The organism is Kineobactrum salinum, assembly GCF_010669285.1.
Taxonomy (GTDB): domain Bacteria; phylum Pseudomonadota; class Gammaproteobacteria; order Pseudomonadales; family Halieaceae; genus Kineobactrum; species Kineobactrum salinum.
Genome location: NZ_CP048711.1, coordinates 2,856,839 through 2,874,018, shown reverse-complemented (window position 1 = coordinate 2,874,018; position 17,180 = coordinate 2,856,839). Strand labels below are relative to the sequence as shown.

The following is a 17,180-nucleotide window of genomic DNA, read 5'->3' as shown; positions in this document are numbered from 1 at the left end:
GGCCGGCGCCTCAGCGGCGCCGGCGCTGGCCGGACCTGGCCTTCTTGCGGGCCGGCGCTGGCTGCTGCTCATCCCCGCCGGTAGATTTGCCGGAGGCTGCCTTTGCCGGCTTGTCACCCGCGGGGGCCTTGCGTTTGGCCCTGGGCTTGCGCGTTTTCTTCGGCCCGCTGCGCACCGGCGCCTGGGCATCGATCAGTTCCAGATCGATCTTCTTATCGTCCAGATCCACCCGCGCCACCTGTACCCGCACCTTGCCGCCCAGCTTGTAGCTGTTGCCGCTGCGCTCACCGATCAGGCGCTGGTGGGAAGCGTCGAAGCTGTAGTAGTCACCGGGCAGGGCACTGATATGCACCAGTCCTTCTATATAGATGGGCTGCAATTCCACGAACAGGCCAAAGCTGGTCACCGCGGCAATCAGGCCGTCGAACTCGTCTCCTACATGTTCCTGCAGGTACTCGCATTTGAGCCAGGACTCCACATCCCGGGTGGCGTCGTCGGCGCGGCGCTCGGTCATCGAGCAATGCACACCGTAGGCCGCCATCGCCTGTTCGTCGTAGGGGAATACCTTGTCTTTCGGAATCTCCTCTGCACCCTTCTGCCGCACCACGGCCTTGGTCCGCACCTTGGAGCGAATCACATGGCGCAGGCCGCGGTGCACCAGCAGGTCCGCATAGCGTCTTATCGGCGAAGTGAAATGGGTATAGGCCGGGTAATGCAGGCCGAAGTGGCCCTCGTTCTCCGGCTGGTAGACCGCCTGGCTGAGCGAGCGCAGCAGCATGGTCTGGATCACATTGCCGTCGTCCCGCTCTTGCACCTGGTCCAGCAGCTTGGCGTAGTGCTCGGGTGTGGGCTTGTCGCCGCCGCGCAGGTCCAGGCCCAGCTCGCCCAGGAAGGCGCGCAGATTTTCCAGCTTCTGGGCTTTCGGTCCCTGGTGTACCCGGTACAGCATCGGCAGCTTGTGCTCTTCGAAGAAATGCGCTGTAGCGACATTGGCGCAGAGCATGCACTCCTCGATCAGCTTGTGGGCGTCGTTGCGCACCACCGGCACGATTTCCTCGATCTTGCGCTGGGCATTGAAGACAATGCGGGTTTCCACCGTCTCGAAGTCGATCGCGCCGCGCTTGTCGCGGGCGCCGCGCAGCACTTTATAGAGGCTGTGCAGACGTTTCAGGTCCTTGATCACCGGCTTGTCCACTCCTGCCAGCTCGCCCTCCTCCAGGACCTGCGCCACCTGGTTGTAAGTAAGGCGGGCATGGGAGTGAATCACCGCCTCAAAGAAGCGGAAGCGGGTCAGCTTGCCGGCGCCGCTCAGGTCCATTTCGCAGACCATCGCCAGCCGGTCAACCCCCGGTTTCAGCGAGCACAGGCCGTTGGAGAGGGCCTCCGGCAGCATCGGCACTACCTGCTCGGGGAAGTAGACCGAGTTGCCGCGAATGGCGGCTTCGTCATCCAGCGCCGAACCAGGGCGCACATAGTGGGACACATCCGCTATCGCCACCCACAGCCGCCAGCCGCGCAGCCGCTTCTCGCAGTATACGGCGTCATCGAAATCGCGCGCATCCTCGCCATCGATAGTGACAAAGCCCATATTGCGCAGGTCCGCGCGGTGCTGCTTGTCTTCCTCCCGCGGCTCCGATTCCAGCGAGCCCGCCTCCTTCAGGACCGCCTCGGGCCACTCGTGGGGAATATTGTGGGAGCGTATCGCCACGTCGATTTCCAGGCCCGGGTCCAGATGATCGCCCAACACCTCGACAATGTGGCCCTTGGCGCCCAGATGGCGGGTGGGGTAGTCGGTAATCTCGGCCGTCACAATCTGGCCCGAGCGGGCCTTGCCCTTCGCCTGCGGCGGAATCAGGATGCGGTGATTCAGGCGGCTGTTGTCGGGCACCACAAAGCCGATGCCCCCTCCTCCTCGTAGCGCCCCACCACCCGGGTGGTGCCCCGGTGCAGCACCTCTACCACCTTACCCTCGGGCCGGCCGCGCCGGTCCAGGCCGATGATGGCTACCAGCACTTCATCGCCATCGAACACGAACTGCATCTGCCGCGAGCTCAGGTAGACATCGTCGCCCTCGGCAAGTGGCATCGCGAAGCCGTAGCCGTCACGGTGTCCCTGCACCTTGCAGTGCAGCAGGTTGAGTTTGTCGGTGAGCCCATAGGCGCCGCGCCGGTTGACCATCAACTGGCCATCGCGCTCCATCGCGCGCAGGCGCTTGCGCAGCGCCTCCACCTGTTCGTCTTCCTCCAGGTTCAGCTGGCGGGCGATCTGGGCGTGACTGAGGGGTTTGTCCGCTTCCGTGAGCAGCTCGAGGATGACTTCGCGGCTGGGAATGGGGTTGTCGTAGCGGGCGGCTTCGCGCTCCGCGTGGGGATCGGCAATCTTGCCTTTTTTGGCCATAGAGCGGGGCATGTCCTTGAATGTAATAGAATATGAATTTTGTCAGCCCCCAAGTATACGCGAGGATTGACAACGCTGCCCGGGAAAAGTAAAGTGCGCGCCCTCGGATAGTGAGATACTGCTGTCCAGAGCCCAGGTGGTGAAATTGGTAGACACGCTAGCTTCAGGTGCTAGTGCTCGAAAGGGCGTGGAGGTTCAAGTCCTCTCCTGGGCACCATCAGATCAGTAAACACAAGCCCACAACTCAGCAACACTTACGCCGACATTTCCGGCAAACCACAAAAAACCCGATCCGACCTGGACGTGCCAATTGGCGTTAGTGGTGGTGGAGGCGTCGCGGTAAGTCGCAAGTGTTTGCCGTACCGCCATAAACCCCGACGGGTTCTACCCCGCTTCCACGGACGGTTCTAAAACGGCTGAATACTCAAGATCACGCTTGGCCACTCTCCGTCGCTTTCGCGGATTATGAAAGCGCTCAATGTAATCGAACAAATCCGATTTGGCGATATCCCTTGTCCGGTACTTGCTCCGGTTTACACGCTCACGCTTGAGCATACCGAGGCTCCAGCGCACTGAAGTCACGCTCTAACCGGTTCTCAACACCCGGAGGTGAAAGTGTTGGTTGCGCCCGCTGACCTCGCCTCTTTTTCCGTGGCCAGCCCTGAAGTACATTCATGGCGTTTAACGCTCTTATGCCTACAGCGACAACAGGGGAAAATCGAGGAATCAACAATAAGAAATATGGATCTACGGTAACTCGGCTCACAGCGAGTCTTATCAGACAAAGCAACAAATGCGTTGCAATTTAGCAAAAATCGGGCCTGATCAGCATAAAGCAATTTTTATATTGCTTTTAACTTTTAAGCAACCAATATATTGCTATAATAGCTTTAGGAAATTTATGCGTTTCTTGGAAGGGATTCAGATGAGCAAGATACACGATCAGCTAAAAACACGGCGCAAAGCAATCGGTCTCAAGCAGGAGGACATGGAGCTGCGTGTTGGCATGTCACGCCAGCAATACCAACGCCTGGAGTCCAAGGGCAACCCGCGCCTGGATACGCTGGAGCTAGTCGCCAAGGGTTTGAAAATGGAACTCATGCTCATCCCGCAGGAAAAACTGCGGGATGTTGAGGACTTCTTGGCCGGCAAAAAGAAAATCGGTGGCGGGCTCACATTGACCGCAAGGGGCTCTGTCGTAAAGCCCTCCCCCGAGGACAACCCCTGGGGCGATCTGCTGGAAGGTGACGATGACTAATAGCGATACCGTCAGCGTGCTAGAACTCGCTCTCCATGGAGCAACTGTGGGCTTCCTGGCGGGGTATCGAGATGGGCGCACCACCCTGACCTTCGCGCCCGAATTTGCCTCCGATGAAGCTCGCCCGACGTTTAGCCTGATTACACACCCGGCCTTTCCCAAAGCAGAGGCGATAATGGAAAAGCCCTGGGTCAAACGGCAGAAGCTCCATCCTGTGCTTTCCAACCTGTTGCCCGAAGGGGCACTGCGGGAGTACCTGGCACAGGCGCTTAAAACACATGCGGACAACGAATTCGAGCTTTTCGCCTATCTGGGTCAGGACTTACCCGGTGCGCTCATTGCCACTGCAATCGAGCCGGACGCCGTTCCCGATTACGTCCTGGACGATACGGCCAAAGCCAGCGCGGTCAAATCCGTAGTTCAAGACGAGAAGAAGCGATTCTCGCTGGCAGGCGTCCAGATGAAGTTCTCCATGCGGGAAAGCGACGGACGCTATCAGATCGCCGAGTCAGGGGGACTGGGGGACTGGATTATCAAAACGCCCTCTACCACGCACAAGCATGTACCCCTCAATGAATATACGGCGATGCACCTGGCCGAGCTAGCAGGCGTCACCATCCCTGACATCCGCCTGGTCGAGATGGACAAGCTGGAGCAACTGCCCGCCATCAACCTGCCCAATGAACACTACGCCTTTGCCATCAGGCGCTTTGACCGTCATGAGGGAGAGCGCATTCACATGGAGGATTTCGCACAGATACTGGTGAAATACCCGCAGGAGAAATACCGCTCTGCCAATTACCAAAACATCGGTAAAATCCTCTACGCCTACGCCGAGGATGGCTTGGGTGACGTGCAGCAATTCGCCAGGCGATTACTGGTCAATATTCTGCTCGCCAATGGCGATGCCCACTTAAAAAACTGGAGCGTACTCTACCCGGACAAAGTGACCCCTACCCTCTCCCCGGCTTACGATATTGTGACCACCCGCGTTTACATGGGGGATGAGCGAGAGTTCGCTCTCAACCTGGGGAAGAGCAAAGACTGGTATCAGGCCTCGATGGCGCAATTCGAGTACTGGGCGGGTAAGGCCGATATACCGTGGCGCGCCATCCGGCCACACCTTCTGGACACAATAGACAAAGCCCGCAGCCTATGGCCTGAAGCACTGCAAGACTTGCCGATGGATGAGAAACACAAGGTGGAATTGAAAGAGCACTGGCGCGACCTGCATCCTGATTTTCGTATTGACGCGCCGTAGTTTGCACACAATACGTTCAGGCCTTCACGATGAGGTAACCGCCCGCCCCTACCAACAGGCCACCGGCGATGACTTTTGTCTTCCGCTGAAATACAACGCCTTTCGGTAGATAGGCCATCCGATTGGCCACCAGTGCATAGACAACCTTGACGCCGCCAACGGCAACGACTGTCACCAGCATGATGAGCCACACTTCAGATTTTGTCAGGGACGCAATATCGACAAAGGCGGGAAAAAAACTGGCATAAAACAGGATGGCCTTGATATCGCCCAAAGTCAGCGCCAAGCCGGATATAAAGCTGGTAGCGACGCTGCCTTTGGCCTGATCCGCATCCACAGGCCTGATCTCAGCTGCGTGACGGATCAGCTGACAACCCAACCAAAGCAGGTAACCGGCGGCCAGGTAGCGGACCATGGCGAAGAACGCCCCCATGATTTCAGACAGCGCCACCAGCCCCATCATGACCATGGCAATAAAAATCAGGTCTCCCGTCACAACCCCAATTGCGGTGGCAATACCATTGCGGACATTCACCGTGGCCGAGCGCACAACCACCAGCGCCACACTGGCACTGGGTATTGCCGCCAAAGCAATCATGACAACAAATAGCCCGAGTAGATCGTGTGTAGTCATTCCTTTTCTCAGTTAATTTACGGTGAATCCCTTTCTATCAATTTTATCGAACCAATTGGCAGGGTGCGGACATTTCCATCAGCAAAAACGCCATTAACCTCCCTATATTCCGACAATAGTTCCAACGCCACGTTGATTTGCCTGATCAAAGACATAGCGCGCCACCGCCAGGTCCTGCGCGGCTATGCCGACTGACTTGTACAAAGTAATATCATCATCAGAGAGTCGGCCAAGTTTGCTGTTCAATATCAGGCTTCCGATTTCACAAATAATATGATCCGCTGCAATGGTTCCCGCCTCGAACGCTCTGATCAGATCCCCAGCCTGCGCCAACGCAGATGCCTCATAGTCAATATATACCCGTGCGCGCCGGATACAATCCGAATCCACTTCGGCTTTGTGTGGATATCCGGAACCGACGACATTCAGGTGCATACCAGGCTCCAGCCACTCGCCGTAGAGTAAGGGATCAGTTGCGGCGGTTACCGTGCAGATAATATGCGAGTCTTTTATAGCAGTTTTGATCTTGTCTGCAACAATAACTTTCCGATGAATGTCATCTGCGTACAAGCTAGCGAGTCTTTCCGCATGATGGCGATTACGGCCCCATATGCGAATTTCTTTGATATCACGCACCAGGGTGAGGGCCGCAATATGAGATTGCGCCTGTTCGCCCGTGCCGATAATCGTCAGAATTTTGGCATCTGTTCTAGCGAGATACTTGCTGGCCAACGCGCTGGCTCCCCCGGTGCGAATCGCGGTCAGGACACTACCGCTCATAATGGCGAGAGGTAAGCCGGTGTCGATCGAAAACAATACAAATAGTCCAAGATGAGAGGGAAGATTATTCGCTGCATTATCGGGATAGAGTGACAGTAGCTTGATACCGAATACACCGGGGTCCGCGGTAAGCGCCCCTGGCATCATGCCGAATAAGCCCTTACCCGGAATCGCCATGCTGGTACGAAACGGCATAACGGCTTCGCCTTGGGAAACTTGGGGCATGGCGTATTCGAGAACACGGACGCATGCCTCATAGGTGAGCATTTCGGCAACCTGTGTAGCGCTCAGCCAAATGACACTGGATTTGGACATTTGCTCCAGGAAATCCTCGTTTAACGTACACTTTGTCTCAGTCATGCCAGTCCCGCGGGGTCGAATAGATGCTCATGCGGGCAAGCCTAGAGTCGTTAGAAGAGGTGTACAACGATGATCGAGTAGGGGGCACGGCCTTTTTTTGGGTAGGGCGGCGCTATCACAGAATCGTTGGTTGTCAGTATTGAAGACGCCGGCACGCTGCCATGAATAACTTATATAGTCAATAAATTCAAGGTGTTAGCCGCAGCCTGCCCGGGGTGCGTGCGGTCGCCCGGCCACGTTATGGCAGACGGCGAGAGGCGCCCAGACGACGTCCACCTTTAAAAATATAATGTACCTGTTCAACTATTGACCATAGACTTAATCGGAGCTTCCCGAAACGTGGATAATTCTTCATGAAAGACACTCCGCACAGGCATGAAGAGAGAACGGCCAGCAAGCCCAAAAATGTTGTGGCAATACCGCAGGCGGCCACCTCTACCAATCCGTTGAATACCGGCCTGCCGTTGATCTACGCGGATACGCTTCCCCGATCCGATATTCTTGATCATCTGGATGACGTGTTCAGACACAAACTGATTCTTATTGAAAGTCCGGTGGGATACGGAAAGACGCTTACGCTTGCGCAGTGGGCGCTAAGACTCCACCGATGTGGCGTCGCGGTATTCTGGGCCGACCGGGAACAAACAGATTTTGAAATCAGCGATTTCTCACGATTATTACACAGCTTTAGGGCCAATCAGAACAAGCAGTCAGCAATAAACAGTGACAACAACAGCGAAGATAGTCATCACCGCCCTTTCCCCGTGGGGGAACGCCTGTTGGTTATCGATGAATACCATCTGGTTTCCAGTAAGCGTACGGATGCGCAGCTATCGCGGCTGATCGATAACCTACAGATTCATGAGCATCTGGCGCTCGCGGTGCGCAGCAGGCCGAAAATTTCCTGGGCAAAGCGGTTTGCGGCGGGCGATGCAGTCATTGTTGGAGCGGATCATTTGAAATTCACATCCGGGGAAGTTCGAGAGCTGCTGGGCAACCACAGCCTGACGGACAAAGAACTCAGCAACCTGGATAAACTGTTCGCCGGCTGGCCGGCAGCATATGGTTTCCTTTTGGCACGGCTACGGAAAAGCGCGATTGAAATTACGGATGCCAGCCTGACGGCGCTGTTTCAGGATGTGGAAAGTTACCTGTGCGAAGAAATCTACGACGAGCTGTCCGCAGAACAGCAGCAATTCTTAATGCAACTCTGCGTGGTGACAGATTTCAGCGCCGATCTGGCGCACTGCCTGACCGGGCGTGACAATGCATCCAACGGTCTACGCGAACTGATAGATAGAAACCTTTTCCTCTCTGAGGTACGCCGGGAAACGGAACAATCCTACACCTATCAATTTCATCCTGTATTTAAAAAGTTTCTGTTGCGACGACTACAACGCCAGGGAGAAGCTCGGATTAAAGAACTGCATCAGCTCGCGGCAGAATGGTACGCGAAACGAAACGACACAGCCAATGCTGCGTATCACTCCGCGCATGCCAGCGACATCGAGTCGGCCGCAAATATCATCGAAACAGCCGGCGCGATGAGAATCGGCATACGCGAAGGTATACCGCGTTTGAAACATTATCTGAATCAGATTCCGACAGACATCGTTCACAATTTCCCAAGGATTGAGTTGGCGAACGTCTATTACCTTATGAAAAATGGAAAGATTCAGGAGGCACTGGATCGGCTTGAAATCTATCGTGAGCAAGGAGCCGCCGCGCAAAATGCCGCATGGACAGTGGAATCGGAACTGGATCAGGACTTCTGGATTATCGATCGCTTTGTCGACATCTTTTCAGATCGCCCCTTGGAGGAAGCAGAACACGCAAACATAGAGAAACTATTGCATAACACTCCCAGTTCAGATTTATTTTCGTTGTGTTTTCTGAATATTCTGCGCTATTTTTACTCTTTGCGAGGGGGGCATTTGGATGACGCCAAGCGGGCAGCCGAAAAAAGCCAGTTGTGGTGTGAAGACTTAAGGGCACATTATTGGAGCTTTTATACTGATCTGCACCTTGGCAATGTCTTGCTGTTACAGGCACAGACCAAGAAGGCCCGAATGTGCTTTGAAAACGCGGCGCGCACCGCCGCCGACATGTTCCCCCTGGAACCGGCCCTGCAGATTCAATACCGCGCGTTTATGGCGGCAACTTTGCTGGAAGCGAATGAGCTGGAAGCCGCGGATGACCATGCACGGGGCCTGCTTAACGTCATTGATATGATGGAAGGGTGGTTTGATTTTCTTGCTGTGGGCTTTACCACGGTCGCCGCTGTTCGCGCAGAACAGGACGGTCTTTTTCCGGCGCTTACCGTGCTTAAACAGGCGCATCGGGTAGCCGACAAGCGGCATATGCCACGACTTAAAATAATGGCAATACTCACTGCCGCCGACCTGTGTTCATTACACAATAATATCACCCAAGCCACCCTTGTTTTTCGCAGCCTTGATATCGACTGGGAGAGAGACGATGTCAGCGCGCTTGAAAGCTTTACCTGGCGGGAACGTATCACTGCGCAGCTAACGCAGGCACGGATGCTGACCAGGACACAAAGGGCGGCATCGGCAGTGCCGTATTTGGACAAGATTATCCTGGAGAGTGATCAGCGGGGTTGGGGGGAATTCCTGCTCAAGGCGCGAATATTGAAGGCACTGGCATTGGAGGCCGCCGGGAAAAAGGACATCGCCATTGCCCACATAGTCGCCACGATTGACAACTGTATGCAGCAGGGTCTGAAGCGTATTCTTCTTGAGGAAGGCGAGCCAATGCGTCGTCTTCTAAGGATCGCGGTTCGTGAATGTGGACTTTCTGCAATGCATACGGACAAGGTAACTTACATCTCAGAACTGTTGCTGGCCTTGAACCGGGTGGATAAAACGCAGACTGAAGCGGAACTGTCGCCAATTTTCACCGGCCGCGAGCTTGAGATCCTTGAGGAGCTCACCAAGGGTAACTCGAATAAGCAGATCGCTCGCAATCTCGACATTGAAGGCAATACGGTTAAATTTCATTTGCACAATATCTATGAAAAACTCGGTGTCAACAGACGGGAACTGGCTATCGCACTGGCGCAAAAGCTTTCACTGGTCAAGAACCAGCAGGAACGCCCCTTGGCCTAGGGATCGCCTTACTGCCCTCTGTGCATGCCGCTGATATCGATATAAATTACTTGCTTTTCAAGGAATTGCACTTATCGTCCAAGGTGACCTACCCCTAATAGCTACCCTCCCCCTCCTTCGTTCTCATTGTTTGCAGGTTGTTCTGACATTATGGTGGCGACAACACCACAAGAACATACTCCTGGGTACCAACTCTAGATTGCGGGGAAACAGAAATGATACCAGTTGCTCACGTCAGACATACTGTGTGCGCTCTCAGCTTGGGCCTTCCACTACTGTTTAACACTACCGTTGCTACTGCTGAAATGGCCTTGGAGGAAGTCACCGTTACCGCGACGCGGCGTCAGGAATCGGTCCAGGATGTACCCTACAACATCTCAGCCTACTCCGCGGACTATCTGAAAAGGCTTGGCGTCGGCAGTCTTTCCGACATTGCGCATATCGCGCCCGGTATCGCCTATATTGACGAGGGGTCGCGCCCGGGCGCGAACAACAATGGATTTATCATCCGTGGCTTGCGCGGAACACAATTGGCTTCTGCCAATGATGAGCCGGATACTATTGAGGCCAGTGTTTCCACGTATTTGGGCGAAACGCCGTTGTTCTTTCCATTGGTTATCAAGGATATCGAACGGGTCGAAATTCTACGCGGGCCACAGGGTACCCTGTACGGTTCCGGCGCCGTCGGCGGCACCATTCGCTTCATTCCGGAGAAACCTGACCCCGCTGCGGGATTTACCTATGAACTGAGCGGCGCCACCTCACTCACCAAGGCAGCCGATGAGCCGGGCTACGAGGGCAACGCCATTGTCAACATTCCGCTTGCAGAAAATCTGGCTTTGCGTGGGTCATTCGGACATATACGTGAAAGCGGCTTCATCGATAACAACGGTGTAGCCAGACTGGATGCGGCAGGTGAGCCGATATTGTCTAATCCCGCGGACTTTCTGGGCAGTGGAATTGAAACCAAAAAGGTAGAGGACCTGAACGAAACGGATACCAGTTACGGCAGGATGTCATTGTGGTGGGGCGCGGGTGAAACGGTGGATGTCGACCTGGCTTATCACTATCAGAATATCGAGAGTCACGGCAGACAGGTACACAACCCTGGCTCTCCCGCAAATGATCGCTATGAAGTATCAATGCCCTACGAGGAGCCGCAGGAGAGCACTCTGAACCTATTAAGTCTGGATGTTGGTATCGATACGGCAATAGGCCAGTTGACGTCAGCTTCAGCGTATTATCAAATCGACACCGACCTGTTTGCTGATTCAACCAATCTGTACAGCTCCCTGCTGGCGGGTAACTTTATGGGTTTCCCGCGGATCATTGCCTATCGAGGCTCGGCCGACCCGAGTGGAGGACCGGGCTATGGCATCTACGATCAGAGCGCCTTCGTCCAGGAAGTCCGCCTGGTGTCAAATCCCGGCAAGCGTTTTGACTGGGTGGTCGGCGGTTACTATATGCAGCGCGATACCGACTACGATCTCGCCGACCATGTCCCTGGCTTTGCCGATTGGGCCGATGCTTTCCTGGGTATGCCTTTGGGCGCTCAGGGTCTTCCTCAGCTCAGATCACAAATGGACAGGGACTTCAAGGACAAGGCCTTGTTTGGTGAATTGACCTGGCACATTACCGAACGCTGGCAGGCGACCGTGGGTGCGCGTGCATTTCGGCAACAAACGGACGGTATCAAGACCCTGGCAGTTCCCTCGGCATCGGCGATCATGACAACGCTTGATTCTGGCGTGGCGGACCCCGACTTTCTCACCAACTCATTTTCCCTGGATGATTCGGTATCCGATCAGATATTCAAGTTCAACACCAGTTCACTACTGTCCGGTTAACTAAGTCCATGATTCACGTAACTGTATGAATAGGCTAATTTTTTCGCCAAATATTTGTGGTGTCGACTTGAGCGCGACTGCGCTTTCAGGTGACCTTCCGGGAATCTATTCCCAGAGGACTCCCCATGTACACCGGCAAAACTCTGTTTGCGCAGTTGATGGACTTCCTGCCATGGACTACGTTCACGCGAATCGTCGATCGGTATGCAGGAAATCGTCGTGTACGCACGCTGCCGTGCACCGAACATTTTCGTGTGCTGGCATTTGCGCAACTGACCTACCGGGAAAGCCTGCGCGATATAGAAGCGTGTCTTTCGGCGCAATCGGCCAAGCTCTACCACATGGGCATTCGTTCGCCGATCAAGCGCTCTACGCTGGCCGATGCCAACGAGCGGAGAGACTGGAGAATCTACGCCGAGTTTGCGCAACGGCTGATTGCACAGGCCCGCAAGCTCTACGCCGAAGAAGACCTGGGGCTCGATCTGTCGAACACGGTTTACGCGCTCGACTCGACAACCATCGACCTCTGCCTTTCGCTGTTTCCGTGGGCACCATTTCGAAGCACCAAGGCAGCGGTCAAAATGCACACGCTGCTGGACCTGCGCGGAAATATCCCGAGTTTTATACATGTTTCCGACGGCAAGATGCACGATGTCAACGTGCTCGACCTGCTGATTCCGGAGCCGGCAGCAATCTACGTAATGGATCGTGCTTACCTCGATTTCGAACGGCTCTTTGGGTTGCACGACGCCGGAGCGTTCTTTGTCACCCGCGCCAAATCGAATACCGACCTGCGGCGGATCTACTCTGCTCCGAGCGACCGGACGCAGGGCATTATCTGCGATCAGACGGTGGCGCTGTCGGGATTCTACAGCCACAAACATTATCCCCACCATCTGCGTCGGATTCGCTTCAAAGATCCAGAGACAGAGAAAACACTCATTTTCCTGACCAACTTGTTCGGTCCTCCACCAATAACCATCTGCGAGCTGTACAAGGCCCGCTGGCAAGTCGAGTTATTTTTCAAATGGATCAAGCAACATCTCCGGATCAAGAAGTTCTACGGCACATCGGAGAACGCGGTGAAGGTGCAAATCTGGACCGCTGTGTCGGTATATGTGCTCGTCGCTATCATCAAAAAGCGCCTCGATTTGCAGCCTTCGCTCTACACTCTATTACAGGTATTTTCCATCACCCTGTTCGAAAATATCCCTTTAAACAAGGACTTTCTCGACACCAAACAGATCCTGGAGGATGACATGATTTCTAACCAACTGAATTTGTTCCATAATTAACCGGACAGTAGTGACACCAGTTATGAATTGAATGATGATACCAAGCTGTACTTTACTTGGGCGGAAGGATTCCGCCGGGGTGGAGCCAACGCCATCTATGTCAATCTCGGCGCCGACCCAAATCTGCTCACCTATGAGCCCGACACGGCAACAAACTGGGAAGTCGGTTTCAAGGGTGCCATCAAGAATTTTGCGACCTACTCAATTGCCGGATTCTATATTGACTGGGAGGGGTTTCAGTTCTCGGGTACCGAGCCTGTCAATAAGAATCTTTTTGTCGGCAATGGCGAAGAAGCACGGTCAGTCGGCGTGGAGTCAGAGTTAATGGGCTACTTGGGTTCGCACGCTCGCATCAGTCTTGGCTATACCTACACCGATGCCGAAGTGACCGAGGACTTCCTCATATCGCCGGGCGATCCCGCCACCCGGGTATCGTCCGGTGACCCGTTACCAGGCACTCCCAAACATATGATTACCGCCATGATCGACTATACGCTATCGGTCGATAACGCCAGCGAATTGATATTCCGCCTTAATGGGTCCTACCGCAGCAAAACCGTCAATGCTTTTAATCCAGTGGATTTCAATTATGCGAGGATCGCCGGCTTCGGTATGCTCAATGGCGCTGTCACCTACCGACGTGATAGCTGGGACGTCTCATTATTTATCGATAATCTAAGCAACGAGGAAGGGGCAACGACAGGGTTGTTTACCCCATACTTCCCGCAGGAAATGGCTACCCGGCAAATAGCGCGACCGCGTACGGTGGGTCTGCGTTTCACTTTCGGCGGCCACTAGTCATGCTTATACAACTGAGCAACTGCACGATTTTCGACGGAAGCAGCGCGCAACTGATTGAGGGAGGCTCGGTGATCATAGAGGGAGATGTGATCAAGGAAGTCTCTCAATCGGGGAAGCGGCTTGAACGCGCACAATCTGTTGACTGCAAGGGCATGTTTTTGATGCCGGGGCTGATCGATGCACACTATCACGCCTATATGTCGACATTTAATGTCGCTGCCATGGAAAAAATGCCCTGGTCGCTAATGGCCTGCCATGCGCATCAGTTTCTGGAACGGAGCCTCGAAGCGGGATTCACCACCGTCAGGGATGCAGGCGGAGCCGATGCCGGCCTCGAAATGGCGCTGGCCAAGGGACTTATTGCCGGTCCACGCCTATTCTATTCCGGGCGGGTGATCAGCCAGACTGGCGGACACGGCGATCTCCGCGGCAAGGGCGAAACCAGCGCCTGTAGCTGCTCGCTGTCGGGAAAATTGGAAGTGATCGTCGATGGCGAAACGGAAATGCGCAAGGCGGTACGCGAAGAACTGCGCAGGGGCGCACACCAGATCAAAATCTTTGTTTCGGGCGGGGTGATCTCCCCAAGCGATCCGATCTGGATGCCGCAGTTCACCGAAGCGGAAATACGGGCCGCGGTGGAAGAGGCAGCCACCAGACGCACCTACGTGATGGCTCATTGCCATACGGATGACAGCGCCAGACGGTGTGTCGAGTACGGCGTCCGCACCATTGAACACGCAACGGAAATTTCGGCCCCCACCGCCGCCTTAATAGCAGAAAAGGGCGCCTATGTGGTACCCACGCTTACGATTCTGAAAACCTTGCGCGACCACGGGCCCACACTCAATCTACCGTCGGGCAGCGTGGAAAAGATAGACGGGCTCTTCGAACAATCGCTCCGTTCGATCGAGCGTTGTGCTGAAGCAGGAGTCAAGATCGGCCTGGGCACTGATCTGGTTGGAGAAAAATTCTATTCACTCCAAGGGGGCGAACTCAGCCTGCGGGGTGAAGTGCAGAAGCCCATTGACGTACTCAGATCGGCGACATCGGTGAATGCGGCCATCCTTCAAAAGGACGGTTTACTTGGCACTGTCAGCGCCGGTGCCTATGCGGATCTAATTTTACTGCGGCGCAATCCTCTGGATGATCTCTCCCAGTTTTCCGATCCCGGTAAAAATATGCCGCTGATCATGAAGGCCGGCAGCCTGATCCGCAACGAACTCTGAACAATCCTTTCACACTGATCGCAAGCAGGATGACTTGATGCAGCAATATACGTGCAATGACAACTATTGGCCGAAACACAGATCAGGCACTGATTTTCAGTCCCTGGTGGGAGGTAGCAGGTGAAGTCAAATCCAGAACAAGTGCCGCATCTGCGGGTGGCAATCGATGTGGGTGGCACATTTATCGACTATGTCGTACTCGATGAGAAATCGGGGGACATTCGCGTGGATAAACAGCCGGTCGCCTCCGCCGAACTAACCACGGCTGTGCTGGAGGGACTTGAGCGAACTGTCAGCGACGTAGGCACCATCGATCAATTACTCCACGGCATGACGGTTTCCCTGAACGCTCTGGTGGAAGGACAGGGCGTGCCGGTCGGGCTGCTCACCACGCGCGGCTTCCGCGATGTGTTGGAGATAGGCCGGGGCGGCCGCAAGCAGGTATATAATCTTTTCTATCGTGAGCCGCCGCCACTGGTGGAGCGCCATTTGCGTCGTGAAGTAGACGAGCGGATTGACGCACAGGGAAACATTCTTCTCCCCATCGACCTGGATGCGCTGGATAGCGAGCTGGATTATCTGATTGCTGCCGGAGTACAAGCCATTGCCATATGCTTTTTGCACGCATACAGAAATCCTCTGCATGAACAGCAGGCAAGAGCTCATATAAACGGGAAATATCCGCAGCTCGCCACTAGCGCGTCCCACGAGATCGCCTCTGAGTGGCGCGAGTATGAGCGCACATCGACCACCGTGTTGAACTGCCACATTCAACCGCCCGTGAACGATTATCTTACGACACTGGTCAATGAACTGGCACACCAGGGCTACCAGAAGCCCGTGGCGGTAATGCAATCCAGTGGCGGCGTCTGTTCTCCCGAGGTCGCTTCCAGTAAACCTGTATATACGCTGATGTCCGGCCCCTCTGGTGGTGTCGTTGGGGCCCGCAAGCTGTGCGGTGAACTGGGCTTTTCCAATGTGATTTGCGCGGATGTCGGCGGAACGACTTTTGATGTCGCGCTGATCGAACAGGGTGAAGTTGTTGAAGTGACCAGTACGGAAGTGGCACAACGGCCTATCCTGGCAGCGAGTATCGACATCAAGTCGATCGGGGCGGGAGGCGGCTCGATTGCGAGAATCGATCACCGTGGCAGTATAGTGGTCGGCCCGCAGAGTACCGGCGCAAGACCCGGTCCGGCATGTTTCGGCTTTGGCGGCACTGAACCAACGGTAACGGACTGCCAACTGGTGCTGGGTTATTTCGACGCAAATAAATTGCTGGGCGCGCAGATTTCACTGGATGTCGAAAGGGCGCGCGAGGCTATTCGGACCAAGCTGGCGCAACCGCTGGACCTGCCGGTAGAACAGGTCGCCGCCGGCGTGCTGGCTATCGTTGAAGCCAATATGAGTAACGCGATACGTTACATGACAGTGGAACGTGGTCTGGACCCACGCGACTTTGTCCTGATGGCCTACGGTGGTGGCGGCGGTTTATTTGCGCTGCGCATGGCGGAAGAGCTCGATATCCGGACAGTGATCGTACCGCGTTTCGCGTCCAACTTTTCTGCCTGGGGATTGATGATGTCAGATTACATGGAAGATGCCTCACAGACCTTTGTGCGGGAATTCGTTGAAGCGGAGTTCCCTGCCATTCAGGCTTCGTTGCGTGAATTGGCCCAGCGAACCACCCCGATTATCGCCGCATACGGTTTTTCACTCGAAAGCATCGATCATCTGTATCGGATCGACATGCGCTACGCCGGCCAGGACTACACCATCGGGGTGCAGTTGCAGGAAGCATGGCTGGAGAACGAGGCGCAATTTATGCAGAACATCCGCCAACGGTTTACCGAAGCTCACCAGCGGCAGTATGGACACGGCGACGCCGACGCCCCCATGGAATTGGTAGTAACCCGTTGCCGCGCCATTGGCAGAATCAGTAAACCCGCTCCGGCTGCCTGGACCGGCGGCACACCGGAATTTGAGCAGCGGGGACTGCGCAAAGTCTTCTTTACCGGGCGAAACACGTTCCTTGATGCGGCAATCTACGAGCGCGATGACATCGCAGCGGGCGCAGGTCTCGACGGACCTGCGGTTATCGAGGAATGGTCAACGTCGGTTCTCGTTCCGCCGGGCTGGCATGCGATGACCGATACAGCCGGCAATATCCTTGTACAGAAAATAGACGTGTAG

12 protein-coding genes, 1 tRNA gene and 1 pseudogene are annotated in these 17,180 nt (G+C 55.0%); 9 read left to right on the top strand and 5 right to left on the bottom strand.

Features of this window, described 5'->3' with window-relative positions; all coding sequences use genetic code 11:
• Positions 1-10: 10 nt before the first annotated feature.
• Positions 11-1,891: a ribonuclease R gene (gene rnr / locus G3T16_RS12580; RefSeq protein WP_332102821.1), complete on the bottom strand. Its 1,881-nt coding sequence runs from the start codon at positions 1,889-1,891 to the stop codon at positions 11-13.
• Positions 1,867-2,397 carry a winged-helix domain-containing protein gene (locus G3T16_RS22830; RefSeq protein WP_332102820.1) on the bottom strand — a complete coding sequence of 177 codons (531 nt, stop codon included), beginning with the start codon at positions 2,395-2,397 and terminating at the stop codon, positions 1,867-1,869. The genes rnr and G3T16_RS22830 overlap by 25 nt, the downstream gene beginning before the upstream one ends.
• A gap of 130 nt (positions 2,398-2,527) precedes the next feature.
• On the opposite strand from G3T16_RS22830, the gene G3T16_RS12575 reads away from it, so the two are divergent.
• Positions 2,528-2,614 (top strand) — tRNA-Leu (locus tag G3T16_RS12575).
• A gap of 167 nt (positions 2,615-2,781) precedes the next feature.
• Here G3T16_RS12575 and G3T16_RS12570 read toward each other — a convergent pair.
• Positions 2,782-2,952, bottom strand: a pseudogene (locus tag G3T16_RS12570) (IS3 family transposase); the annotation flags it as partial.
• 370 nt (positions 2,953-3,322) lie between these two features.
• Here G3T16_RS12570 and G3T16_RS12565 point away from each other — a divergent pair.
• The gene (locus G3T16_RS12565) at positions 3,323-3,655 is read left to right on the top strand and encodes a helix-turn-helix transcriptional regulator (protein WP_163495557.1); all 333 of its coding nucleotides are present in this window, start codon (positions 3,323-3,325) and stop codon (positions 3,653-3,655) included.
• On the top strand, positions 3,648-4,916 hold the full coding sequence (locus tag G3T16_RS12560) for a type II toxin-antitoxin system HipA family toxin (RefSeq protein WP_163495556.1): 1,269 nt from the start codon (positions 3,648-3,650) through the stop codon (positions 4,914-4,916). The genes G3T16_RS12565 and G3T16_RS12560 overlap by 8 nt, the downstream gene beginning before the upstream one ends.
• A gap of 16 nt (positions 4,917-4,932) precedes the next feature.
• On the opposite strand, the gene G3T16_RS12555 is transcribed toward G3T16_RS12560, so the two are convergent.
• Both G3T16_RS12555 and G3T16_RS12550 read right to left on the bottom strand, forming a co-directional pair.
• A complete protein-coding gene (locus G3T16_RS12555) occupies positions 4,933-5,550 on the bottom strand; it encodes a LysE family translocator (RefSeq protein ID WP_163495555.1) in 618 nt (205 codons plus the stop codon).
• Between the two features lie 102 nt (positions 5,551-5,652).
• Positions 5,653-6,690: an ornithine cyclodeaminase family protein gene (locus tag G3T16_RS12550; protein WP_163495554.1), complete on the bottom strand. Its 1,038-nt coding sequence runs from the start codon at positions 6,688-6,690 to the stop codon at positions 5,653-5,655.
• A 353-nt stretch (positions 6,691-7,043) separates the two neighbouring features.
• Between G3T16_RS12550 and G3T16_RS12545 the strand changes: the two genes are divergently transcribed.
• The 6 genes from G3T16_RS12545 (at position 7,044) to G3T16_RS12520 (ending at position 17,180) form a co-directional block, all read left to right on the top strand.
• Positions 7,044-9,818, top strand: coding sequence for a LuxR C-terminal-related transcriptional regulator (locus G3T16_RS12545; protein WP_163495553.1), 2,775 nt, complete (start codon positions 7,044-7,046; stop codon positions 9,816-9,818).
• Positions 9,819-10,129: 311 nt separating this feature from the next.
• Positions 10,130-11,665, top strand: coding sequence for a TonB-dependent receptor (locus G3T16_RS12540; RefSeq protein ID WP_163495552.1), 1,536 nt, complete (start codon positions 10,130-10,132; stop codon positions 11,663-11,665).
• A 125-nt stretch (positions 11,666-11,790) separates the two neighbouring features.
• Positions 11,791-12,960: an IS4 family transposase gene (locus tag G3T16_RS12535; protein WP_163494389.1), complete on the top strand. Its 1,170-nt coding sequence runs from the start codon at positions 11,791-11,793 to the stop codon at positions 12,958-12,960.
• A gap of 27 nt (positions 12,961-12,987) precedes the next feature.
• Positions 12,988-13,758, top strand: a complete 771-nt coding sequence (locus tag G3T16_RS12530) for a TonB-dependent receptor domain-containing protein (protein ID WP_163495551.1) — start codon at positions 12,988-12,990, stop codon at positions 13,756-13,758.
• Between the two features lie 2 nt (positions 13,759-13,760).
• Complete coding sequence (locus G3T16_RS12525) at positions 13,761-14,987, top strand: metal-dependent hydrolase family protein (protein WP_163495550.1); 1,227 nt, start codon at positions 13,761-13,763, stop codon at positions 14,985-14,987.
• A 120-nt stretch (positions 14,988-15,107) separates the two neighbouring features.
• Complete coding sequence (locus G3T16_RS12520) at positions 15,108-17,180, top strand: hydantoinase/oxoprolinase family protein (protein ID WP_163495549.1); 2,073 nt, start codon at positions 15,108-15,110, stop codon at positions 17,178-17,180.